The sequence below is a fragment of the Sphingomonas sp. DC5200-1 genome (assembly GCF_049897245.1).
Taxonomy (GTDB): Bacteria; Pseudomonadota; Alphaproteobacteria; order Sphingomonadales; family Sphingomonadaceae; genus Sphingomonas; species Sphingomonas aquatilis.
In genome coordinates, this window is the sequence record NZ_JAFCVW010000008.1 from 45,994 (window position 1) to 67,416 (window position 21,423).

The window sequence follows — 21,423 nt, forward strand, 5'->3', positions numbered from 1 at the left end:
ACTCCTCAGGCCAGTCCGAGGCCACCGACGACGATGTCGATCAGCTTGATTCCGATGAACGGCGCGAGCAGCCCGCCCAGGCCATAGATGGCCAGGTTGCGTGCCAGCAGCGGCCCCGCCCCCATCGGGCGATAGGTCACGCCCTTCAGCGCCAGCGGCACCAGTGCCGGGATGATCAGCGCGTTGAAGATGATCGCCGACAGGATCGCGCTCTGCGGCGTCGTCAGCCCCATCACGTTGAGCACGCCCAGCCCCGGATAGAGCGCGACGAACATCGCCGGGATGATCGCGAAATATTTGGCGACGTCATTGGCGACCGAGAAGGTCGTCAGTGCGCCCCGCGTCATCAGCAACTGCTTGCCCAGGCCGACGACCTCGATCAGCTTGGTGGGGTCGCTGTCCAGGTCGACCATGTTGCCCGCCTCGCGCGCGGCCTGCGTACCGGTGTTCATCGCGACGCCGACGTCCGCCTGCGCCAGCGCCGGCGCGTCGTTGGTGCCGTCGCCGCACATCGCGACCAACCGCCCGCCGGTCTGTTCCTTGCGGATCAGGTCCAGCTTGTCCTCGGGCGTCGCCTGCGCGAGGAAGTCGTCGACCCCCGCCTCGGCCGCGATCGCCGCCGCGGTCAGCGGATTGTCGCCGGTGATCATCACGGTGCGGATGCCCATCTGGCGCAGCTCGGCAAAGCGTTCGCGGATGCCCGCCTTCACCACGTCCTTCAGGAAGATCGCGCCGAGCAGGCGGCCGTCCTTCGCCACCGCCAGCGGCGTGCCGCCAGCGCGGGCGATCTCGTCGGTGATGCGGCGCAATTCGGTCGCCGCCGCGGTCTCTCCGCTGCCCGGATTGGCGCGCAGGATCGAATCGACCGCGCCCTTCTGGATCAGCGTGTCGCCGATCCGCACGCCCGACACGCGGGTCTGCGCGGTAAAGGCGATCACCTCGGCGTGGTCAGGAAGCGTCGCGGTCTGGCCAAAGCGTTCGCGCGCCAGCACGACGATCGACCGACCTTCGGGCGTCTCGTCCGCCAGGCTGGCGAGCAGCGCGGCTTCGGCAAGGTCTTCCGCGCTCGCGCCGCCGACACTGCGGAACTCGCTCGCCTGCCGGTCGCCGATCGTGATCGTCCCGGTCTTGTCGAGCAGCAGCACGTCGATATCGCCCGCCGCCTCCACCGCGCGACCCGACTTGGCGAGCACGTTGAAGCGGACCAACCGGTCCATCCCCGCAATGCCGATCGCGGACAGCAAGGCGGCGATCGTCGTCGGGATCAGCGTGATCAGCAGCGCCGCCAGAATCGCGACCGGGATCGACCCGCCGGCATAGCTGGCGAAGCCCGGAATGGTCGCGACCGCGATCAGGAAGATGATCGTAAGGCCGGTCAGCAGGATGGTGAGCGCGATCTCGTTCGGCGTCTTCTGCCGCTCGGCACCCTCGACCAGCGCGATCATGCGATCGAGGAACCCCTGCCCCGGTTCGACGGTGACGCGCACCTTGATCGAATCGGAGATGACGCGCGTACCCGCCGTCACCGCCGATCGATCGCCGCCGGCCTCGCGGATCACTGGCGCGCTCTCGCCGGTGATCGCGGCTTCGTTGACCGAGGCGACGCCCTGGATCACCTCGCCGTCGGACGGGATCAGGTCGCCCGTCTCGACCAGCACGACGTCGCCGACGCTCAGCCGGGTGCCGGCCACCAGCTCCCAGGCGTCGCCGACGCCGATCAGCCGTTTGGCCTTCAGTTCGGCCTTGGCATCGCGCAAGCTGGCGGCCTGCGCCTTGCCGCGGCCTTCCGCCAGCGCCTCGGCGAAGGTGCCGAACAGCACCGTCAGCCACAGCCAGACGACCAGTTGCAGCTTGAAGCCGGTCGACAGGCCGTCCTGCCCCACCGCCAGCAGGACGGTCAGCAGCACCGCGACGACCGCGGTGGTGAACATGACGGGGTTACGGATCAGCTGCCGGGGATCGAGTTTGACGAAGGCATCGCGGATCGCCGGCACGATCAGCTCTGCGGTGAACAAGGATGCGTTGCGTGTCTGGGCCATGATAGTGGCGCCCCTTACGAAAGCTGGCCACCGATCATCGCGAGATGATCGGCAATGGGACCGAGGGCGAGGCTCGGCAGGAAGGTGAGGCCGCCCAGCACCAGGATGATGCCGACCAGCAGGCCGACCCACAGGCCGCCGGTGGTCGGGAAGGATCCCGCGCCCGCCGGCGTGTGGCGCTTGGCGGCAAGGCTGCCGGCGATCGCCAGCATCGGCACGATCACGAAGAACCGCCCGATCCACATCGCGACGCCCAGCAGGCCGTTGTACCAGGGCGTACCGGCGGTCAGGCCGGCAAAGGCCGATCCGTTGTTCCCGACCGCGCTGGTGAAGGCGTACAGGATCTCGCTGAAGCCATGCGGCCCCTTGTTGAGCGGCCCGGCGAGGCCCGCCTGCGCGACCGCGGACAGCGCGGTGCCGCCCAGGATCACCAGCGGCAGCACCGCGATCGCCAGCACCGCGAGCTTCACCTCGCGCGCCTCGATCTTCTTGCCGACATATTCGGGCGTGCGCCCGACCATCAGGCCGGCGACGAAGACGGCGAGGATCGCGAACAGCAGGAAGCCATAGATACCGGCACCGACGCCGCCGACCACCACTTCGCCCAGCTGCATGTTGATCAGCGGGATCATGCCGCCCAGCGCGGTAAAGCTGTCGTGCATCGCATTGACCGCGCCGCACGACGCCGCCGTGGTGACGACCGAGAACAGGGCGGACGCGGCGATGCCGAAGCGCACCTCCTTGCCCTCCATGTTGCCGCCCGCGACGCCCAGATGGTGCAGCACCGGATTGCCCGCCGCTTCCTGCCAATAGGTGACGCCGACGCCGGCCAGGAACAGCAGCATCATTGCCGCCAGGATCGCCCACCCCTGGCGCGTGTCGCCCACCGCCTTGCCGAACGTCCAGGTCAGGCCCATGCCGATCACGAAGATCGACGCCATCTGCACGAAATTGACCAGCGCGCCGGGGTTTTCGAACGGATGCGCGCTATTGGCGTTGAAGAAGCCGCCACCATTGGTGCCGAGCATCTTGATCGCTTCCTGGCTGGCGACCGGGCCCAGCGCCAGCGTCTGGCGCAGCCCTTCCAGCGTCGTCACGTCGACCGAACCGGCCAGCGTCTGCGGCACGCCGCTCGCGATCAGGAAGATCGTGTAGACGATGCACGCCGGCAGCAGCAGGTACAAAGTGATCCGGGTCATGTCGGCCCAGAAGTTGCCGATGCCACTCGCCTGCCGCCGCGCGAAGCCGCGGAACAGTGCGAAGGCGAGCGCGATGCCCGTCGCTGCCGACGTGAAATTATGGATGGTCAGCGCCAGCATCTGGCTGAGGTTCGACAGCGTCGATTCGCCCGCATACCATTGCCAGTTGGTGTTAGTGGTGAAGCTGATCGCGGTGTTGAACGCGCCGTCCGCGCCCACGCCCGCATAATGCAGCGGGTTGAGCGGCAGCACCGCCTGCAAGCGCAAGATGGCATAAGTGAACAGCATCAGCGCGATGTTGAACAGCAGCATATGGACGGCGTAGCGGCGCCAGCCCTGCTCTTCCGCCGGGTCGATGCCCGACAGACGATAGAAGCCGCGCTCGACGGGACCGAGCACGGCATGGAGCGGCGTGCGCCGCCCCTCGTACAGCGCGAACAGCCACAGGCCGACCGGCTTGACGAGGGCGAGCAGCACCGCGACGAAGGCGAGGATCAGGCCCCAACCCTGGATGGTCATGATGGCGCTCCCTTCAGAAGCGTTCGGGGCGGAGCAATACCGCCACCAGATAGGCGAGCAGGCCGAGCGCGCAGGCGGCGGCGAGCCACAGGTCGATGGTCATGGTCGCGCCCTCACGCTTTGTCGCACAGGCGGGCATAGGCCAGCGTCAGCGCCGACAGCCCGCCGATGATCGACAGCCAGATGATATCCTGCATGGAAAGGTCTCCCCGTTCAGAAGGCGGCGGTGAGCGAGACGAGCGCGGTGCTGCCGGCGATATTACCGGTGCCGTCCTGTCCCTTGCTGAAGCTCGGCCGCAGATAGGCGGCGTCGCGGTCCGAAATGTTCGTATCGATCCAGGCGATGCCCAGCGTCAGGTTGTGCCAGCTGGTGTCCGCGCCCAGCGACCAGTCCCAATAATCGCCGGTCGGCGTCGGCGCGGTGGCGTTGGGGCCGAGGCCGTCCATGCCCCAGCTGTGGCCGATATGCGCCTTGGCGGTGAATGGCGTCCCGTGGATCGCCGCCGCGCCGTCGCCCCAGACGTACAGATTGTCGCTCTTCGCGCCGGTATGGTCGTAGACGCCGGCCGCCGCACTGGCGCCGTTATCGTACCATTTGCCGATCGCCTGCTGCTTGGGCGCATAGGCCGCGCCCGCGGTCAGCGAGACCGGGCCGGTGGTGCCCGACAGCTTCACATAGGGTTCGGCATAGTCCGTCTTGTTCGCGCCGCCCGGGTACATGTACCAGGTCAGGCCGACGTCGAGCGTGCCGGTCGGGCTGATCTTGGTCTTGTACCCGCCGATCAGGTCCAGTTCCATGTTGGCGCCGCCGAACGTGCCCCAGCCGGCAAGGTTCGACGCCCAGGCACCGACATAGACGCCGCTCTTGTGCGCGACGGTCAGCCCCGCCTGCACCGCCATATGCTCGTCGGTCTGCGAGATGCCGCGCAGGCGATAGTCGGACAGGATCGCGGCCGATCCGCTGACGGTGACGGCCGGCGGCGGCGCGGTGTCGGTGCTCTGGGCATAAGCGGGCGCCGCGATCGGCAGCAGGGCGACGGCAAAACAATAACGGATACGCACGAAATCGAACCTCCCACGAACGGAAGATCCGGGCGCCGCGAACGAGCGCCGGATCCTCCTGCGGGCAAGGCAATTAGGCCGTGCATCCGTAGGGTTTCGAGAGCGATTATCGGGTCAGGGCGTATGTTTTCCGTATGTTTTTACGCGCGCCCTCTCACGCCGCCGCGACGAAGGCGTCCAGCCGCGCCAGATGCGCCGCCACCGCGTCCGGCGGCAGGAACGATCCGGTGAAGCTGTTGCGCGCCAGCGTCGCCAGCGCCGTGCGGTCCAGCCCCCGCGCCGCCGCCACCGCGCGGTAATTGTCCGCGACATAGCCGCCGAAATAGGCGGGATCGTCCGAATTGATGGTCGCGCGCAGCCCCTGCGCCAGCATCGCATCGATCGGGTGATCCTCGATCCGGTCGACGACACACAGTTTCAGGTTCGACAGCGGGCACACCGTCAGCGTCATCCCCTCGTCCGCCAGCCGCGCGACCAAGGCCGCATCCTCCAGCGAGCGATTGCCATGATCGATCCGGTCCACGTCGAGCAGGTCGAGCGCTTGGCGGACATACTCCGGCGGCCCCTCTTCCCCGGCATGCGCGACCAGCTTCAGCCCCTTCGCGCGGGCCGCGGCGAAGACGCGCGCGAACTTCTCTGGCGGATGGCCGACTTCGGACGAATCGAGACCCACCGCGGTGATCCGGTCGAGCCACGGCGTCGCCTCCTCCAACGTCGCAAACGCCTCCTCCTCGCTCAGATGGCGCAGGAAGCTCATGATCAGCGCGCTGGTCATGCCATGCCGCGCTTCCGCCTCCGCCATTGCAGAGAGCAGCCCCTCGATCACCTCGGCAAAAGGGATGCCGCGCGCGGTGTGCGTCTGCGGATCGAACATGATCTCGGCATGCACCACGCCGTCCGCGGCGGCACGGTCGAAATAGGCAGCGGCCAGATCATGGAAGTCGGTGCGCGTGCGCAGCACGTCCGCCCCGGCATAATAGATGTCGAGGAAATCCTGCAGGTTGGAGAAGGCATAGGCCGCACGCACCGCCTCCACCGACCCATAGGGGATCGCGACACCGTTGCGCTTGGCCAGCGCGAACATCAGCTCGGGCTCCAGACTGCCCTCGATATGCAGGTGCAGCTCGGCCTTGGGCAAGGCGGCGATGAAATCCTCGGTCATGCGGTCACTCCAGGCACGGCGACCGAAACTGCAACGCGAACCGCCGTTCCGCAAGCGGCGCCCGGCCTACCAGCCCATGCTGCCCGGCACGCCCTTGAACGGTCCGGCCAGGTCCGCCGTAATCCACCCGCCATAGAAGCCGCCCGGCTGCGGGATCACCTGCTCGCCATCGACCAGGCAGCGGTCGAACGGCCCGGCGTAGAACGCGACATGGTCGCGCAGGATTGCGAAGCCGCGTGTCGGATCGGGATAGCTCCAGGCGACATCGGTCAGCCGGACGTCGCCGACTTGCACATGCCAGTACACCGCATGCCCCTTCCATTCGCAGAAGGAGCGCCGGTCGGATGGGATCAGCACGCCGGGCGTGATGTCCGCGGGCGGGATATACCAGCTCGGCGGATGGCTGGTCTCCAGCGTCCGGACGGGCGCGCGGGTGTCCGCCACCACGACGCCGCGATGCTCGATCCGGACGTGCCGATCGCTCGCCTCCGCCACCGCGGGCCGCGGAAAGTCCCAGACGCTGTGCTGCCCCGGACCAACGGGATCGCGCCACGGCCTCATGCGCGTGCCTCGCGCCGCCGCAGCCAGCGTTGCAGGCGCGGTCGCACCCGCAGGAAGCCGCGATACGCGCGCTCCAGCATCGCCAGAACGATGGGGTTGCGCGCCGCGATGCCCAGCGGGCGCAGCAGCGGGATCGCCCGCCACATCGCCGCGAAGGCGGCCGCCCCCGACAGCAACGGCCCGTCGCCCTCACGCGCGTGGAAGCGCGCCAGCATCGCGCTCCGGTCGATCGGGCAGGTTCCCGGGCCGGCGACGTCGACGAAGTCGATCCGGCCGCGCCGGTCCAGCCTGCGCATCATGGCGATCTCGCGCCGGCACAGCGGACACTGGCCGTCATGCCATACGGTTACGCGGCGCATCGCCCCTCCGCCGGATTGTCGCGCCAGATCCGCCCGGCCAGCAACGTCGCAAAGCCCAGCCAGCCAACGAAGGGCACGGCCAGCGCCGCCGCCGGCCGGTCGACGCGCACGGCGGTGGCGACATAGGCCGCGCCCGTCGCCACCATCGCGCCCGACACCGCCGCGCTCGCACCCAACTGCCGCTCGCGAAAGAACAGCTGTGTCCACCCGCCGATCAGCGCGCTATTGACCAGCCATAGGCCGACCGCCGCGTTGCGGCTTGCCCCCGATGGGCTGCGCAACAGGCGATAGCCGCCCACCGCCAGCCCCGTTTCCAGCACCGGCCACACCGCGCCAAAGGCGGCATCGGGCGGCGTGAAGCCCGGCTTGTCGAGCCTGCGATACCAGCGCCGCACGCCCGGATGCGTCGCGTCGGGCGCATTGCGGCGCCCCACCAGCGCGCTGATCCCCAGCACGGCGGCGACCGACGCCAGCGCCGCACCGCGACCCAATCGACCGCCGCCGGTGTCAATCGTCCGTCCGCTATCCGTGCCCACGTCTGACCTCCTGTGGTGACCTGCCGCTACAGCGAGCCACGCGCGCGGACGTTCCAGCCCATGCGACGACCGGCGATTTGGGCCCAAGCCGCCCGCGACGCGTTACCGGCGGATGAGCTCGCACCACGACCGCTACGCCTATCGCCCGATCACCGATCGCCCCGTCTACGACTGGCCCAATGGTGGCCGCCTCGCCATCTATCTGGGCGTCAATTACGAGGTGTTCCAGTTCGGCAGCGGCCTGGGTGCCGAGCTGGCCCCGGCGCAGACCGATCCCGACGTCATGAACTATGCCTGGCGCGATTACGGCAATCGCGTCGGCGCGTGGCGGCTGTTCGATCTCTTCGACCGGCTCGACCTGCGCACCACGGCGCTGGTCAACGCGGACGTGCTCGATGCCTGCCCCGGCCTGGCGGAGGCGTGCCGCGACCGCGGCGACGAGATTGCGGCGCATGGCGCGACCAACGCCACGGCGCAGGGCGACCTGTCCGGCCGGCGCGAAGCGACGATGATCGGCGACGTCACCGATCGGCTCGCCGCGCTGGGCGTCCGTCCGACGGGGTGGCTCGGCCCCTGGATTTCCGAAAGCGACCAGACGCCGGACCTGCTGGCGCAGCAGGGCTATCGCTACGTGCTCGACTGGGCGCACGACGACCAGCCGACGCGGCTGTCGACCGCCCACGGCGGGCTGCTGTCGGTCCCCTATTCGCAGGAGATCAACGACATCCCCGCGATCATCGCCCGCCGGCAAGAGGCGGAGACGTTCGCCGGCATGATCCGCGCCGCCGTCGAGCAATTGCTGTCGGAATGCGACCGCCGCCCCGTGGTGCTCGGCATCGCGCTCCACCCGTATATCATGGGGCAGGCGCATCGCACGCCCGCCCTCGCCCGCGTGCTAACCGACCTCCGGGCCGCGAACGATCCGCGCATCTGGTGGACCACCGCCGGCGAAATCGCCGCGCATGTCGAGGCAAACGATCTGGCGGTGTGAACCGCGGCCGGCACCCCACCAGAATCGAAAAGGATGGCGCGACGCCACCGTCCGGCTAGGCTGGCGCGATGCGGCGTCTTCACATCGCGATTGCCGGCTGCGGCCCGGCGGGCCTCGCCACCGCGCTGCTGCTGCATCGCGACGGCCATCATGTCACCTTGTTCGAGCGGTTCGATGCGCCCCGCCCCGTGGGGTCGGGGCTCATGATCCAGCCGACCGGTTTCGCGGTCCTGCGCGCATTGGGGCTGGCCGACGCCCTGCTCGACCATGGTGCCCGCATCGATCGCCTGCATGGCGAGGCGGGAAGCAGCGGCCGCGTCGTCCTCTCCGTCCGCTATGCCGCGCTCGGCAAGCGGGCCGGGTTCGGCGTCGGCGTGCATCGCGCGACACTGTTCGCACTGCTGCATCGGGCCGTCGCGGCCGCGGGCATCGCGATCGAAACCGGCTGCGCGGTGTCCGGCAGCGACCTGACCGCCGGCGACCGTCGCGTCCTGCTGCTCGAGGGCGGCCGCCGGATCGGCCCGTTCGACCTCATCGTCGACGCGCTCGGCACGCGGACGCCGCTGGCGCCGCCCTGCGGCCGCACGCTCGCTTATGGTGCGCTGTGGGGAACGCTCGACTGGCCCGCCGATGCCGGCTTCGATCCCGCCGCGCTCGAACAGCGCTATCGGCGGGCGAGCGTGATGGTCGGCGTGCTGCCGATCGGGCGGTTTCCGGGCGACCCGCGCCAGCAGGCCGCGCTCTTCTGGTCGCTGCGCGCCGATCGACTTGCCGACTGGCAGGCGGCGGGGCTCGATGCCTGGAAGGCGGAGGTCTCTGCCTTATGGCCCGCGACGCCCGCTTTACTCGATCAGATCCGCTCCCCCGACCAGCTCACCTTCGCCCGCTACGCCCACCGGACGCTGCCGACGCCGGCGGAGGCGGGCATGATCCACATCGGCGACGCCTGGCATTCGGCCAGCCCGCAATTGGGACAAGGCGCGAACATGGCGCTGCTCGATGCCTATGCGCTCGCGCTGGCGTTGCGCCAGTCGCCGGACGTGGCCGCGGCGCTGGGCCAGGCGATCGCGATGCGGCGGCGGCACGTGCATCTGTACCAGGCCCTCACCGCGCTGTTCACCCCCGTCTACCAATCCGACAGCCACGCGCTCCCCTTCGTCCGCGACCGGATCGTCGGCCCTTTGTCCAAGCTGTGGCCGGCAACGCGCATCCAGGCGGCGATGGTCAGCGGGCTGATCGGCAACCCGCTGAAGCCGTTGTTCGGCTGACGGCACACCCCGCATCGCGCTCCTACCAAAATGCAAGGTGACGGCGGCACCATCGGGCGATAGGGCGGTCCGGTGAGCGCGATACGCCATCATGTCCTGCATCATCGCTGGTTGGCCGTCTGGCTGATCGCATTGACGCTGCTGATGAAAATCGTCGTGCCCAACGGCTATATGCTGGGCTCGTCGAACGGCGCGATCACGCTCGAGATCTGCTCGGGCTATGGCCCGGTGACGATGACCATGGCGATGCCCGGCATGGCGCATCACGACGACAAGCCGGATCACGGCAAGGCGGAGCAGCCCTGCGCCTTCGCCGGCCTCAACGCCCCCGCGATGAGCGGCGCCGATCCGCTGCTGCTCGCGCTGGTCGTCGCCTTCATCGTCGCGACCGTCTTCCGGACCGTCGTTCCGCCCGCACCGCGGCAGTTCACCCGCCTCCGCCCCCCGCTGCGCGCGCCACCCGCCACCGCCTGATCGATGGCGAGACGGGACGCCCCGCGGCGTTCCCCTCGCCCGTGCCGCAGGCGATCGTTCGAATCGCGCGCGGTTTCGGCTGCCGGCCGCCCATCGGGCGGCACGGCGCCTGATGCTTTCAGGGGATCATCGTGCCTTCTTTCCAGTATCTTGCCGCGGCCTCGCTGGTCGCGCTCGCCGCGTCGTCGGCGTCTGCCCAATCCACCGACCCGCGCCGCGCCGAATTGCTGCGCCAGCGCGACGCCATCGACGCCGAATTGCGCAAGCTCGACGCACCGGCGCCCGCCGCCACGCCGACGCCGGTGGCCTCCACGCCCATCGACACGCAAGCCGCGCCCGGCGACATCATCGTCACGGGACGCGCGCTGACGCTCACCACGCAGGTCACGGGCCAGACCGACACCACCATCTCGGACCGCGATGTCCGCAACACGCCGGCGCGCACCATCGCGGATATCGTCAAGCTCTCACCCGGCGTGACGGTGATCGGCGGCAACGGCCCGCGCGACGTGGGCGTGTCGATCCGCGGCTCCAACGCGCGCAACAGCTTCGGCGCACGCAACATTCAGGTGTTCGAAGACGACTTCCCGGTCACCCAGCCCGATGGCCTCGCCCGCTTCGACCTCACCGATCCGCACGCCTACGGCGCGGTCGACGTGGTCCGCGGGCCGTCGTCCGCCCGGTACGGCAATTATGCGATCGAGGGCGCGATCAACTTCCGCACGCGCCGCGGCCGCGACATCCAGGGGGCCGAGCTGGGGCTGGACGCTGGCAGCTACGGCTATCTCAACGCCTATGCGACGATCGGCCACGGCAATGCCGACCAGGACTATGCGCTGTTCGGCAGCTTCGTGCGCGCCAACGGTGCGACGGGCCATACCGGCTATGAGACGGGCACGATCAACGCGCTCGCGACCGTCGCGCTGTCGGATCGCGACCGGCTGACCGGCAAGCTCATCTACAACGAGGGCGAGTTCCGCCTGTCGACACGGCTGTCGTTCAACCAGTTCGCCACCAACCCCTATCAGCAAGGGTGCGAGCAGGCGGCGACCGCCGCGCCGGGATGCGGCACGATCTCGGTCCTGGTGAACGGGATCAACGGCACCCGCATCGCCCAGACCGCGACCGAAGGCGATCTCGCCCGCAACGATCGCCGGACGATCGTCGGCGCGCGCTGGGAGCATGACCTGTCGTCGGCGACGACGTGGCGCACGCAGGCCCTGTTCGACAGCCGCGTCGTCAACCAGCCGACCGGCGCCACCCCCTTCAAGGGGACGCTGGACAGCTATGCGATCAGTTCGGACGTCACGAACCGGGGGCGGCTGTTCGGCATGGATGCGGTCAGCTTCGTCGGCCTGTTCTACGGCTATCTCGATAACCAGAGCTTTTCGTTCAACAAAACGCCTGCCGGCCGCAACGGCATCGGCGCGCCGACGCAGACCGTGTTCGGCGACGTGCGCAACCTCGGCATCCGCGCGCGCGAGGAATTGCGGCTGACGCCGACGCTCACCTTCGTGGCGGGCATCGGCGCGGAACGCTCGATCATCGACATGCGCCAGACCGCCTACACCTATCCGGTCGGCGCCAACCCGACGATGACGGTCGTGCCCGCGCTGCGCCGGTTCGGCAATGTCGCCCCCGAAGCCTCGCTCGTCTGGCAGGCGGATCCGGCGCTGCGCCTGCACGCGCGCGTGGGAACCGCTTATGGCATCCCGCAAGCCGGCCAGCTGTTCGTGACGCCTGCCGGCGTGCCGGGCGACAATGTCGCGCTGAAGACCCAGAAGAACACGGGCGTCGACCTCGGCGCCGAATTGCGCCTCGGCCGCACGCTCACCGCCGAACTGACCGGCTATTACGAATGGTTCCGCAACGAACAGGTCAGCCAGTCGGCCGGCGTCAACCTGTTGTCGTTCACCACCAACGTTCCGCGGTCGATCCACCGCGGCGTCGAACTGGCGGTGGAATGGCGCCCCGATCTGGTCGAGGGCGGCTATGTCCGCGGCAATTACAGCTACAACGACCAGCGCTACACCCAATATCTCGAGCGGCTGACGTCGGGCGCGGTGTCGGCCGTGTTCGACCGCGACGGCAACCGCATTCCGGGGGTAATCCCCACCTTCGCCAACCTTCGTGCCGGCTATGACCGCCCTGCCGGTCCGCTTGCCGGACTGGGCGGGTTCGCCGAGGTGACTTGGCGTTCGCGCTACTGGATCGACAATGCCAATTCGCTGCGCGTGCCGGGCTATGCGTTGGTCAACCTGAACCTGCATTACGATCCCCCCGCCGGCGCCGGCTGGTGGTCGCGCCTGTCCTTCTACGCCTCGCTCGAGAATCTGACCGACACCACCTATGTCGGCTCCGCCTCGATCATCGCCAACAGCCTGGCCGCGAACGGCACGCTCAATCCGCCGACGGTGCTGCGCGGCGTCACCGGCTCGGTCTATGCGGGCCAGCCCCGCACGATCTACGCCGGCATCAAGGGACGGTTCTGATGGCACGCGACACGCAGGGCCGCACCGCACAGGCAGGCGGCTTCTATTCGTCGGTATGGCGCTGGCATTTCTACGCGGGGCTGTTCTGCATCCCGTTCGTGATCTGGCTGGCACTCACCGGCACGATCTACCTGTGGCGGCCGCAGATCGACTCCTGGCTCGACCGCCCCTATGATCGCCTGCCCGTCGCGGGCGCGCCGGCCTCGCCCGACGCACAGGTCGCCGCCGCATTGCACGCCGTGCCCGGCGCCACCTTGCGCAAATATGTGATGCCCGAACGGCCCGACGCCGCGGTCCGCGTGCTCGTCACCCGCGACGGCGCGGACCGGCGCGTCTACGTCGATCCCCACTCGCTCGCCGTGCTGGGCGTCGTGACCGAAGAGCAGCGCCCCATGCGCGTCGTCTTCCGCCTGCACGGCGAATTGCTCGCCGGGGCGGCCGGCAGCTACCTCGTTGAGATCGCCGCCTGCTGGGCGATCGTGATGCTGCTGACCGGCCTCTACCTGTGGTGGCCGCGCGGGCGGCGCGGCCTCGCCGGCATCCTCTACCCGCGGCTACGCGCACGGGGACGCCTGTTCTGGCGCGACCTCCATGCGACGGCGGGCATCTGGGTCACGGTGTTCGCGCTGGGGCTCATCCTCACCGGCCTGCCCTGGGCCAAGGGGTGGGGAACCTACCTCACCCAGGTCCGCCAGGTCACCGGCACGTCGCGGGGCCCGGTGGACTGGACGATCGGCGGCAAGGCTCCCAAGGCCGATGCCGCATCGGGCGAGCATGCCGGGCATGGCGGCATGACGATGCCGGCGCCGCCACCGTCCCCGGGCGATCTGGCCCGCGTCATCGCCACCACGCGTCCGCTGGGGCTCGCCGGACCGGTGCTCATCACGCCCCCCGCGCAGGCCGGCGCCCCTTGGTCGGTCGCCTCCGACACGGCAGACCGTCCCTTGCGCAGCACGCTGAAGATCGACGGCGCCAGCGGCCGGATCGTCAGCCGGACCGATTTCGCGCAACGCCACTGGATCGATCGCGTGATCGGCTATGGCATCGCCGCGCATGAGGGCGCGTTGTTCGGCCTCGCCAACCAGCTGCTCGGCACCGCCACCGCGCTGATGCTCGTCCTCTTGTCGGTGTCGGGCGCGGTCATGTGGTGGCGGCGGCGGCCGATCGGCCTGCTCGGCGCGCCCATCCCCGTCGGCCGGGCGCGGTTCGGCGCCGGCCTGGTCGTCGCGATCCTCGCCCTCGCGCTCTACCTGCCGCTGTTCGGCCTGACGCTGATCCTCGTTCTCTTGTTCGAGGGGATCGCACGCCGGTGGCTCCCGGGCTCGTCGCAATGGCTGGGCCTGCGATCCACCTGACACGGCCGCCGGGCGTCATTCGGGGACAAGCGGGTAGCGTACCCGCTGCGCCCCGGATGACGCCGCCACGTTGATCGCAGCCCGTGCCCGGCGTATCGCGAGGCCATGACCCGCACACAGCCTTGGCGCAAAGCCCTGATCGCGCTGTTCGTCGCGATCCTGGCGTTCACCGGTTATCACGCGGTGCGGACGGTCAGCGACGCCCTCTATTGGAACGCGCACCGCGACGAACCGATCGAGCCGTGGATGACGATCGGCTATGTCGCGCATTCCTATCACGTCCCGCCGCACATCCTGCATGCCGCGCTGAACCTGCCGCCGACGCCAGATCGCCGGCCGCTCGCCCGTATCGCGCGCGACAGCGGCCGGTCGATGTCGCAGGTCGAAGCGACATTGACCTATGCGATCGTCCACGTCCGACCGCCCTATCCGCCCCCCGGCCCGCCACCGCCGCCCGTGGCCCCGTCCGGATCAACGTCGTCCGGATCGTCGTCCCGATCGGCGTCGCCCGCCCGATGACCGACCAATTGCTCGAACTGCTGACGACCTATGGTCTGCCCGCATTGTTCGTCGCGATGATCCTGGCGGCGGCGGGCATGCCCTTCCCCAGCTCGCTGACGCTGGTGGCGATGGGATCGTTCGTCGCGCAGGGCGAATTGTCGTTCTGGCCCGTCGTCGCCGCGGGCGCGGCCGGCGCCGTCATCGGCGACCAGATCGGCTATGCCTTCGGGCGCTACGGCGGGCGCCCCCTGCTCGCGGCGGTGACCAGGCGCATCGGCGGGGCGGACAAGGTCGAGCAGGCAGAGGCCTATTCGCGCAAATGGGCGGGATGGGGCATCTTCTTCAGCCGCTGGCTGATCGGTCCGCTCGGACCCTGGATCAACGTCACCAGCGGCCTCACCGAATATCCCTGGGCGCGCTTCCTCGCGCTCGACGTGGCGGGCGAGGTCCTGTGGCTGGTGATCTACGTGTCGCTGGGCCGCGCGTTCAGCGATCAGGTGCAGACGATCGCCAGCCTGCTCGGCAACCTCACCTGGGTGATCGTCGGCCTGCTGGCGGCCGCGCTGCTCGGCTGGAAGCTCTTCGGCCGATCCCAGGCGCCGACCGACGATCCCGCATAGCCAGCCGCCGGATCGGGGCGACGGCGATCAGCGCTGCTTCTTCGTGATCGTCGCCGTGAAATCGGGATCCTTCTTCGCCACCCAATCGACGAACTTGCGCACGTTGGGGTGATCCAGCAGGCCCGCGACGTTCATGCCGTGCCGCTGCAATTCGGAATTGGTGAAGTTCGCGGTCAGCGTCTGCTGGCAGATCGGATGCATCGGCACGACGTCGCGGCCGCCACGGCTCTTGGGCACGGGATGATGCCAGACGATGGTCTTGCCCGTCGGCCGGCCGCACAGCCAGCACGGCGGCGGCGCGGCCGGCGTGTCGTCGTCTGCGGGCAGGTGATCGTAGGGATCATATTTCGAACGTCTGGCCATGGCGCGATCCGATTGCTTCGATTGCCCCCGCCTGTAGCGAAGCGATCCGCCGCGTCCTAAGGAAAGCGGCGAACAGGGTCCCATCACCGCGGGCCGATCGGGGACTATCATGACGGATTCGTTGAAACCTTGGGACCCGGCGTTGGTGCGCCGATGGCTGGACCGTCGCCACGCCGCCGCGCGGCTGGATCAGGCGGCGGCGGACCGGCAAGGTTATGACGCGCGCGACGATTACGACAAGGCGGCGGCCGAGGAATGGATGTGCCGTACCTTGAAGGATGACGACAGCACGGCCAACCAAACCGCCTTTGCCGCCCGCCTCAAGCAATTGATCGCGCAGGACGACTATCCCGCGACCGGCCTCAATGACGAGGACCGGTTCGAACGCCACGTCCGAACCTATCTCCGCAAGGTCGCCAAGATGACCAAGGCGAACGAAGGCTTCGAAAAGACACTGCGCCACCAATGAGCGCGGCGGCGCCTCTTGCCGCTTTGCCCCGTACGGACCTTGCACGACCGGCAAAGTAGGGCGCATGCAACACTGGTAGGACCACAAAGCACTAGCTAAACCCCTAGCTGCGTTGACGCGCGCGATAGCTCGGCCGATGAATGTCCACAACATCGCATATCTGGTACTACCAGAAGAGAGAGGTGCCGTGGACGTCTGGGCGCAAAATTACGATCCGTTGGGCAATATCTGGCTTTCTAGCCTGGTCGCCGCCGTACCAATCATATTCTTCTTCCTAGCCCTCACCGTCTTCCGCCTGAAAGGCTATGTAGCAGGCACGATCACAGTGGCGCTGACGTTGGCCGTCGCCATCGCGCTGTACGGCATGCCGGTGCACAGCGCGCTGGCGGCCGGGGTGTTCGGCTTTTTCTACGGGCTGTGGCCGATCGCCTGGATCATCCTGGGCGCGGTGTTTCTCTACCGTATCGCGGTGGCGACCGGCGCGTTCGACATCATCCGGCAGTCGATCCTGAACGTCACCGAGGATCAGCGTCTGCAGCTACTGCTAGTCGGCTTTGCGTTCGGTGCCTTTCTGGAAGGCGCGGCGGGGTTCGGCGCGCCGGTCGCGATCACCTCGGCCTTGCTCGTCGGGCTGGGCTTTCGGCCGCTCTATGCGGCGGGGCTGTGCCTGATCGCCAACACCGCCCCCGTGGCGTTCGGGGCGATGGGCATTCCGATCGTCGTCGCCGGACAGGTGACGGGCATCGACCCGTTCCTGATCGGGCAGATGGCGGGGCGGCAGTTGCCGTTGCTGTCGGTCCTCGTGCCCTTCTGGCTGATCCTGATCATGGACGGCCCGCGCGGCGTGCGTGAGACTTGGCCCGCCATTCTGGTCGCCGGTGGGTCGTTCGCCATCGTCCAGTTTCTGACCGCGCAGTTCATCGGACCGGAGCTGCCCGACATCACCGCCGCGCTTGCGACCCTGATCACGCTGCCCATCTTCCTGCGCTTCTGGCAGCCCAAGCGCATCTTCCGCTTCGACGCGGCGGAGGTCGCCGCCGACGGCGCGGTGCCGGTCGCGCCGGTCACGGCGCAGACCGTCCGCCATTCGCCCGCACAGATCGCCTGGGCCTGGTCGCCCTTCCTGATCCTGACCGTGTTCGTCACGCTGTGGAGCATCGCCCCGGTCAAGGCACTGTTCGCCACCAACGGGCCGCTCGCGCACCTTGTGCTGAAGCTGCACGTGCCGTTCCTCGACAAGCTGGTCGCCAAGGTGCCGCCGATCGTCCCGCAGGTCACGCCCTATGAAGCGGTGTACAAGTTCGACTGGCTGTCGGCGACCGGCACCGCGATCATGCTGGCGGCGATCGTCACCATCGCGTTCCTGCGGATGAAGCCGGCGGATGCGGCGCGTACCTTCGTCGACACGTTGAAGAGCCTGCTCATCCCGATCTATTCGATCGGCATGGTCCTCGCCTTTGCCTTCCTCGCCAATTATTCGGGGCTGTCGGCGACGCTCGCGCTGGCCCTGGCGCATACGGGATCGGCCTTCACCTTCTTCTCGCCGTTCCTCGGCTGGCTGGGCGTGTTCCTGACCGGATCGGATACCTCGGCGAACGCGCTGTTCGCGGCGTTGCAGGCCAATACCGCACACCAGATCGGGGTCAGCGACGTGCTGCTGGTCGCGGTCAACACGACCGGCGGCGTCACCGGCAAGATGATCTCGCCGCAGTCGATCGCCATCGCCTGCGCCGCCGTGGGGTTGGTCGGTAAGGAATCCGACCTGTTCCGCTTCACCGTGCGCCACAGCCTGCCGCTCTGCGCACTGGTCGGGATCATCACCACGATCCAGGCCTATCTCCTACCATGGATGATCCCATGAGCGTCCCAGCCAGCGTATCCCACCGCGCGGAAACCGCGATCGAGGCGCTGATCGCCCAGCGCAAGTTGCTGCCCGGCGCGCGCCTGCCCTCCGAACGATCGCTGGCCGAGACGCTGGGGGTATCGCGCAACATCCTGCGCGAGGCGATGAACCGGCTGGCGGCGCAGGGACGGATCATCATCCGCCCGCGCGCCGGGGCGATCCTGGCCGAGCCGTCGGCGCAATGGACCGAGCAGATGATCGCCGAACCGCTGGCTCCGCTCGTCGAGGCCAATCCGGGCTACGGCCATGACATCTTCGAGGTCCGGGAGTCGCTCGACGGCACCGCCGCCTATCATGCCGCCCGGCGCGCCGACGCGGTGGACAAGGACCGTATCCGCCGCCGCTTCGACGCGATGGAGAAGCTGCATGGCGCGGGCGACGTCGCGGCGGAGGCGCATGCCGATGCCGCGTTCCACCTCGCCATTGCGCATGCCTCGCGCAACGCGGTGCTGACGCATGTCATGTCCAGCCTGTTCGGTCTGCTGCACACCAGCATCTCGCAGAGCCGCGAAAAGATCTACGCCGTGCCGCGGACGTTCGAGGCGCTGTCGGCGCAGCACCGCGCGATCATGGAACGAATCGTGGCGGGCGACGCGGATGGCGCGCGCGATGCGGCCGATGTCCATCTCGAATTCGTGCGCACCACGGTCCGGCAGGTCGAGGACGACCTGGCCCGCACCGAGCGCGCCACCGCCGCGCGCAGCGCCGAACTCTCGTTATAGATTGGGAACGCCCCGATGATCATCTCCGCCCCCACCGACTATCGCGAAGCCGCGCGCCGGCGCCTGCCGCCGTTCCTGTTCCACTATATCGACGGCGGCGCCTATGCCGAACATACGCTGCGCCACAATGTGTCGGACCTGTCCGACATCGCGCTGCGCCAGAGGGTGTTGCGCGACGTCGCCGACATCGACCTGGGCACGACGCTGTTCGGCCGGTCGGTCGGCATGCCGGTCGTCCTCGCCCCCGTCGGGCTGACGGGCATGTATGCCAGGCGCGGCGAGGTGCAGGCGGCCCGCGCGGCGGCGAGCAAGCAGGTGCCCTTCACCTTGTCGACCGTATCGGTCTGCGCCATCGACGAAGTGCAGCGCCAGTCGCCCGCGCCGATCTGGTTCCAGCTCTATGTGCTAAAGGATCGCGGCTTCATGCGCGACGCGCTGGAACGCGCGCAGGCCGCCGGGGTGGAGACTTTGGTCTTCACCGTCGACATGCCCGTCCCCGGCGCGCGCTACCGCGACGCGCATTCGGGCATGTCGGGACCGGGGGCGGCATGGCGGCGGATGCTGCAGGCGGTCACGCACCCGCGCTGGGCCTGGGACGTCGGCATCCATGGCCGGCCGCACGATCTGGGCAATATCTCGGCCTATCGCGGCGCGGCCACCGGCCTTGAGGACTATATCGGCTGGCTCGGCGCCAATTTCGATCCAGGGATCGGCTGGCGCGACCTGCAATGGATTCGCGATGTCTGGAAGGGATCGATCGTCATCAAGGGCATCCTCGATGTCGAGGATGCGCGCGAGGCGGTGCGTTTCGGCGCGCAGGGTATCGTCGTATCGAACCATGGCGGGCGACAGCTCGATGGTGTGCTGTCATCGGCGCGCGCCCTGCCCGTCATCGCCGATGCGGTGAAGGGGCAGCTGACGATCCTCGCGGACTCGGGGGTGCGATCGGGGCTGGATGTCGTGCGGATGCTGGCCCTGGGCGCGGATGCGGCCATGCTCGGACGTGCCTTCATCTACGCGCTGGCCGCCGATGGCCAGGCGGGGGTCGCCAACCTGCTCGACCTGTTCGACCGCGAGATGCGGGTGGCGATGGCACTGACCGGCGTCCGGACGATCGCGGACATCGACTCCACCATCATCGCGCGCTGACGCCGACCGGGCCGGCGACGCGCGCCGGGCCTCTCGATAAAAGGACTTCAGAAATGCCGCATCTTCGGCAGCGGACGACGTGCGCCTTATTGCTGTGCGGTGCGGCCATGATCGCCGCGATACCCTCCGCCGCGCAGTCGGCCGAGGACTATCAGGCGCTGCGCACCAAAGTGGCACAGCTGCAGCAACAGCTCGACGCGGTGCAAGGCGCGCTCGATGCGACGCACCCGCCCGCGCAGCCCGTGCCGGTCGTCGCCGCCACTCCCGCCCAGACGGCGCCCGCCCAGACAGCGCCCGCCCCGATTGCGCACCCCGCGATAGCGCGCGCAGCCGCGCCAGACCCCCTGCCCCGCCCGGCAGGCACCCCGTCGATCACCGCGCAAGGCGGCACGGCGTCGCTACCGTCAGGCTATGGCTTCCGCATCGGCGAGACCAGCTTCCGGATCGCGGGCTTCATCAAGGGCGACCTCATCGTCAGCCGCTACGGCAACGGCGATACCGCGACCACCCCACTCGGGCGCGAACTGTCGCTGCCGCAATCGATCCCCGTCGGCGGCCGGCGATCCGGTATCCTCACCGATGCCTCGGCCAAGCAATCGCGCATCGCCTTCCAGACCGCGACACCGGTCGGCACCCAGTCACTGACCACGCTGATCGAGGCGGATTTTCAGGTCGCGCCCGCGGTGGCCGGCGGGGAACGCGCGCTCAATCCCTATACCTTCGGCCTGCGTCGCGCGGTCGCGGGCTATGGCGGCTTTGCGGTCGGACAGGATTGGAGCAACTTCCAATATGTCGCGGCCCTGCCCGAAACCGCGGATTTCGTCGGCGTCACCGACGGCACCGTGCTCGTCCGCCAGATGCTGCTGCGCTACAGCCGTCCGATCGGCACCGGATGGACCGTGTCCGCCTCGATCGAAAACCCCGAAACCGTGTCCGCGATGGCCGGCGCGACTGCGCTGTCGGACAATGACGATGACAGCATCCCCGATGTGACCGGGCAATTGCTCTGGGCGTCGAAGGGGGCCAGCCTGTCGCTGACCGGACTGTTCCGATCGATGCGCGTCGATCCCGCCAACGGCCGTCCGGCGGCAACGGCGCAAGGCTATGGCGTCTCGCTGGCGGGCATCGCACCGCTGCCCACGGGCAAGGGCGACGATATCCGCTTCATGATGACCGGCGGCCGTGGCCTCGGCCGCTATGTCGGCGCGAACGTCGCGGCCGATGCGATCTATCAGGCGGCGGACGACCGACTGGTCGCCGTGCCGCTGGTCGCGGGATTTGCCGCGATCCGCCATGTCTGGACGGGCACGCTGCGCAGCACGTGGATGGGGTCGTTCCAGCGCATCTGGAACCCGGCGTCCGCCTCGCCCCTGTCGACGCGGCAGGTATGGGACACGGCGATCAACCTGTTCGTCTCGCCGTTGCCGCGCCTCGATCTGGGCGTTGAAGCGCGCCTGTCGCATCGGGAACTCGCCAATGGATCGGCGGGAACGCTCGACCGCCTGCATGTCACGGTCAAACAGGGCTTTTAGGACCGATCGGCATTCATTCACGCCACGATACGAAGAGGTGAAGACAAGACGGTTCGCGCGGAGGCGCGGAGGACGCAGAGGTGTCGCGTTTGCCGCGCGAGCGGCCTGTCTATCTCGGTCAAGGTCAAGGCGAAGCGCTGCCACGCG

General features: G+C 68.6%; 21 protein-coding genes. 12 read left to right on the forward strand and 9 right to left on the reverse strand.

The genetic code is table 11. The features are described 5' to 3' along the window. Positions 1–5: 5 nt before the first annotated feature. The 8 genes from kdpB to ACP7A3_RS16290 all read right to left on the reverse strand — a co-directional run bounded on the left by kdpB (position 6) and on the right by ACP7A3_RS16290 (position 7,437). Positions 6–2,039, reverse strand: a complete 2,034-nt coding sequence (gene kdpB, locus ACP7A3_RS16255) for a potassium-transporting ATPase subunit KdpB (protein WP_017978038.1) — start codon at positions 2,037–2,039, stop codon at positions 6–8. Positions 2,040–2,053: 14 nt separating this feature from the next. After that, complete coding sequence (gene kdpA / locus ACP7A3_RS16260; protein ID WP_331360466.1) at positions 2,054–3,757, reverse strand: potassium-transporting ATPase subunit KdpA; 1,704 nt, start codon at positions 3,755–3,757, stop codon at positions 2,054–2,056. A 13-nt stretch (positions 3,758–3,770) separates the two neighbouring features. Then, positions 3,771–3,860, reverse strand: a complete 90-nt coding sequence (gene kdpF, locus ACP7A3_RS16265; RefSeq protein WP_017978036.1) for a K(+)-transporting ATPase subunit F — start codon at positions 3,858–3,860, stop codon at positions 3,771–3,773. 110 nt (positions 3,861–3,970) lie between these two features. After that, positions 3,971–4,819 carry a TorF family putative porin gene (locus ACP7A3_RS16270; protein ID WP_426256620.1) on the reverse strand — a complete coding sequence of 283 codons (849 nt, stop codon included), beginning with the start codon at positions 4,817–4,819 and terminating at the stop codon, positions 3,971–3,973. Between the two features lie 154 nt (positions 4,820–4,973). Further along, a complete protein-coding gene (locus tag ACP7A3_RS16275; RefSeq protein ID WP_426256621.1) occupies positions 4,974–5,981 on the reverse strand; it encodes an adenosine deaminase in 1,008 nt (335 codons plus the stop codon). A 66-nt stretch (positions 5,982–6,047) separates the two neighbouring features. Then, entirely contained in the window at positions 6,048–6,542 is a 495-nt protein-coding gene (locus ACP7A3_RS16280) for a DUF427 domain-containing protein (RefSeq protein ID WP_426256622.1), read from the reverse strand. Beyond that, on the reverse strand, positions 6,539–6,841 hold the full coding sequence (locus ACP7A3_RS16285) for a DCC1-like thiol-disulfide oxidoreductase family protein (RefSeq protein ID WP_413243576.1): 303 nt from the start codon (positions 6,839–6,841) through the stop codon (positions 6,539–6,541). Before ACP7A3_RS16285 ends, ACP7A3_RS16280 begins: the two co-directional genes overlap by 4 nt. Before the next feature lie 47 nt (positions 6,842–6,888). After that, positions 6,889–7,437 (reverse strand): TspO/MBR family protein, encoded by a 549-nt coding sequence (locus ACP7A3_RS16290; RefSeq protein ID WP_426256623.1) that lies wholly within the window; start codon positions 7,435–7,437, stop codon positions 6,889–6,891. Positions 7,438–7,549: 112 nt separating this feature from the next. Between ACP7A3_RS16290 and ACP7A3_RS16295 the strand changes: the two genes are divergently transcribed. From ACP7A3_RS16295 to ACP7A3_RS16325, 7 genes are all read left to right on the forward strand, one after another. After that, on the forward strand, positions 7,550–8,428 hold the full coding sequence (locus ACP7A3_RS16295; RefSeq protein ID WP_147036123.1) for a polysaccharide deacetylase family protein: 879 nt from the start codon (positions 7,550–7,552) through the stop codon (positions 8,426–8,428). 68 nt (positions 8,429–8,496) lie between these two features. Next, positions 8,497–9,696 carry an FAD-dependent oxidoreductase gene (locus ACP7A3_RS16300; protein ID WP_426256624.1) on the forward strand — a complete coding sequence of 400 codons (1,200 nt, stop codon included), beginning with the start codon at positions 8,497–8,499 and terminating at the stop codon, positions 9,694–9,696. Between the two features lie 72 nt (positions 9,697–9,768). After that, the gene (locus ACP7A3_RS16305) at positions 9,769–10,170 is read left to right on the forward strand and encodes a DUF2946 family protein (RefSeq protein ID WP_426256625.1); all 402 of its coding nucleotides are present in this window, start codon (positions 9,769–9,771) and stop codon (positions 10,168–10,170) included. A 131-nt stretch (positions 10,171–10,301) separates the two neighbouring features. Beyond that, the gene (locus ACP7A3_RS16310) at positions 10,302–12,662 is read left to right on the forward strand and encodes a TonB-dependent receptor family protein (RefSeq protein WP_426256626.1); all 2,361 of its coding nucleotides are present in this window, start codon (positions 10,302–10,304) and stop codon (positions 12,660–12,662) included. Beyond that, positions 12,662–14,017, forward strand: a complete 1,356-nt coding sequence (locus tag ACP7A3_RS16315) for a PepSY-associated TM helix domain-containing protein (protein WP_426256627.1) — start codon at positions 12,662–12,664, stop codon at positions 14,015–14,017. The genes ACP7A3_RS16310 and ACP7A3_RS16315 overlap by 1 nt, the downstream gene beginning before the upstream one ends. Before the next feature lie 105 nt (positions 14,018–14,122). After that, a complete protein-coding gene (locus ACP7A3_RS16320) occupies positions 14,123–14,536 on the forward strand; it encodes a hypothetical protein (protein WP_426256628.1) in 414 nt (137 codons plus the stop codon). Continuing rightward, a complete protein-coding gene (locus ACP7A3_RS16325; protein ID WP_426256629.1) occupies positions 14,533–15,138 on the forward strand; it encodes a DedA family protein in 606 nt (201 codons plus the stop codon). Before ACP7A3_RS16320 ends, ACP7A3_RS16325 begins: the two co-directional genes overlap by 4 nt. A 27-nt stretch (positions 15,139–15,165) precedes the next feature. On the opposite strand, the gene ACP7A3_RS16330 is transcribed toward ACP7A3_RS16325, so the two are convergent. Next, positions 15,166–15,501 carry a hypothetical protein gene (locus ACP7A3_RS16330; RefSeq protein ID WP_017978023.1) on the reverse strand — a complete coding sequence of 112 codons (336 nt, stop codon included), beginning with the start codon at positions 15,499–15,501 and terminating at the stop codon, positions 15,166–15,168. A gap of 109 nt (positions 15,502–15,610) precedes the next feature. Between ACP7A3_RS16330 and ACP7A3_RS16335 the strand changes: the two genes are divergently transcribed. From ACP7A3_RS16335 to ACP7A3_RS16355, 5 genes are all read left to right on the forward strand, one after another. After that, entirely contained in the window at positions 15,611–15,970 is a 360-nt protein-coding gene (locus ACP7A3_RS16335) for a hypothetical protein (RefSeq protein WP_426256630.1), read from the forward strand. 187 nt (positions 15,971–16,157) lie between these two features. After that, on the forward strand, positions 16,158–17,831 hold the full coding sequence (gene lldP / locus ACP7A3_RS16340; RefSeq protein WP_426256631.1) for an L-lactate permease: 1,674 nt from the start codon (positions 16,158–16,160) through the stop codon (positions 17,829–17,831). Continuing rightward, positions 17,828–18,595, forward strand: coding sequence for an FCD domain-containing protein (locus ACP7A3_RS16345; RefSeq protein ID WP_043059136.1), 768 nt, complete (start codon positions 17,828–17,830; stop codon positions 18,593–18,595). The genes lldP and ACP7A3_RS16345 overlap by 4 nt, the downstream gene beginning before the upstream one ends. 15 nt (positions 18,596–18,610) lie before the next feature. After that, the gene (gene lldD / locus ACP7A3_RS16350) at positions 18,611–19,744 is read left to right on the forward strand and encodes an FMN-dependent L-lactate dehydrogenase LldD (protein WP_426256632.1); all 1,134 of its coding nucleotides are present in this window, start codon (positions 18,611–18,613) and stop codon (positions 19,742–19,744) included. A 53-nt stretch (positions 19,745–19,797) separates the two neighbouring features. Continuing rightward, positions 19,798–21,276: a porin gene (locus ACP7A3_RS16355; RefSeq protein WP_426256633.1), complete on the forward strand. Its 1,479-nt coding sequence runs from the start codon at positions 19,798–19,800 to the stop codon at positions 21,274–21,276. Positions 21,277–21,423 lie beyond the last annotated feature (147 nt).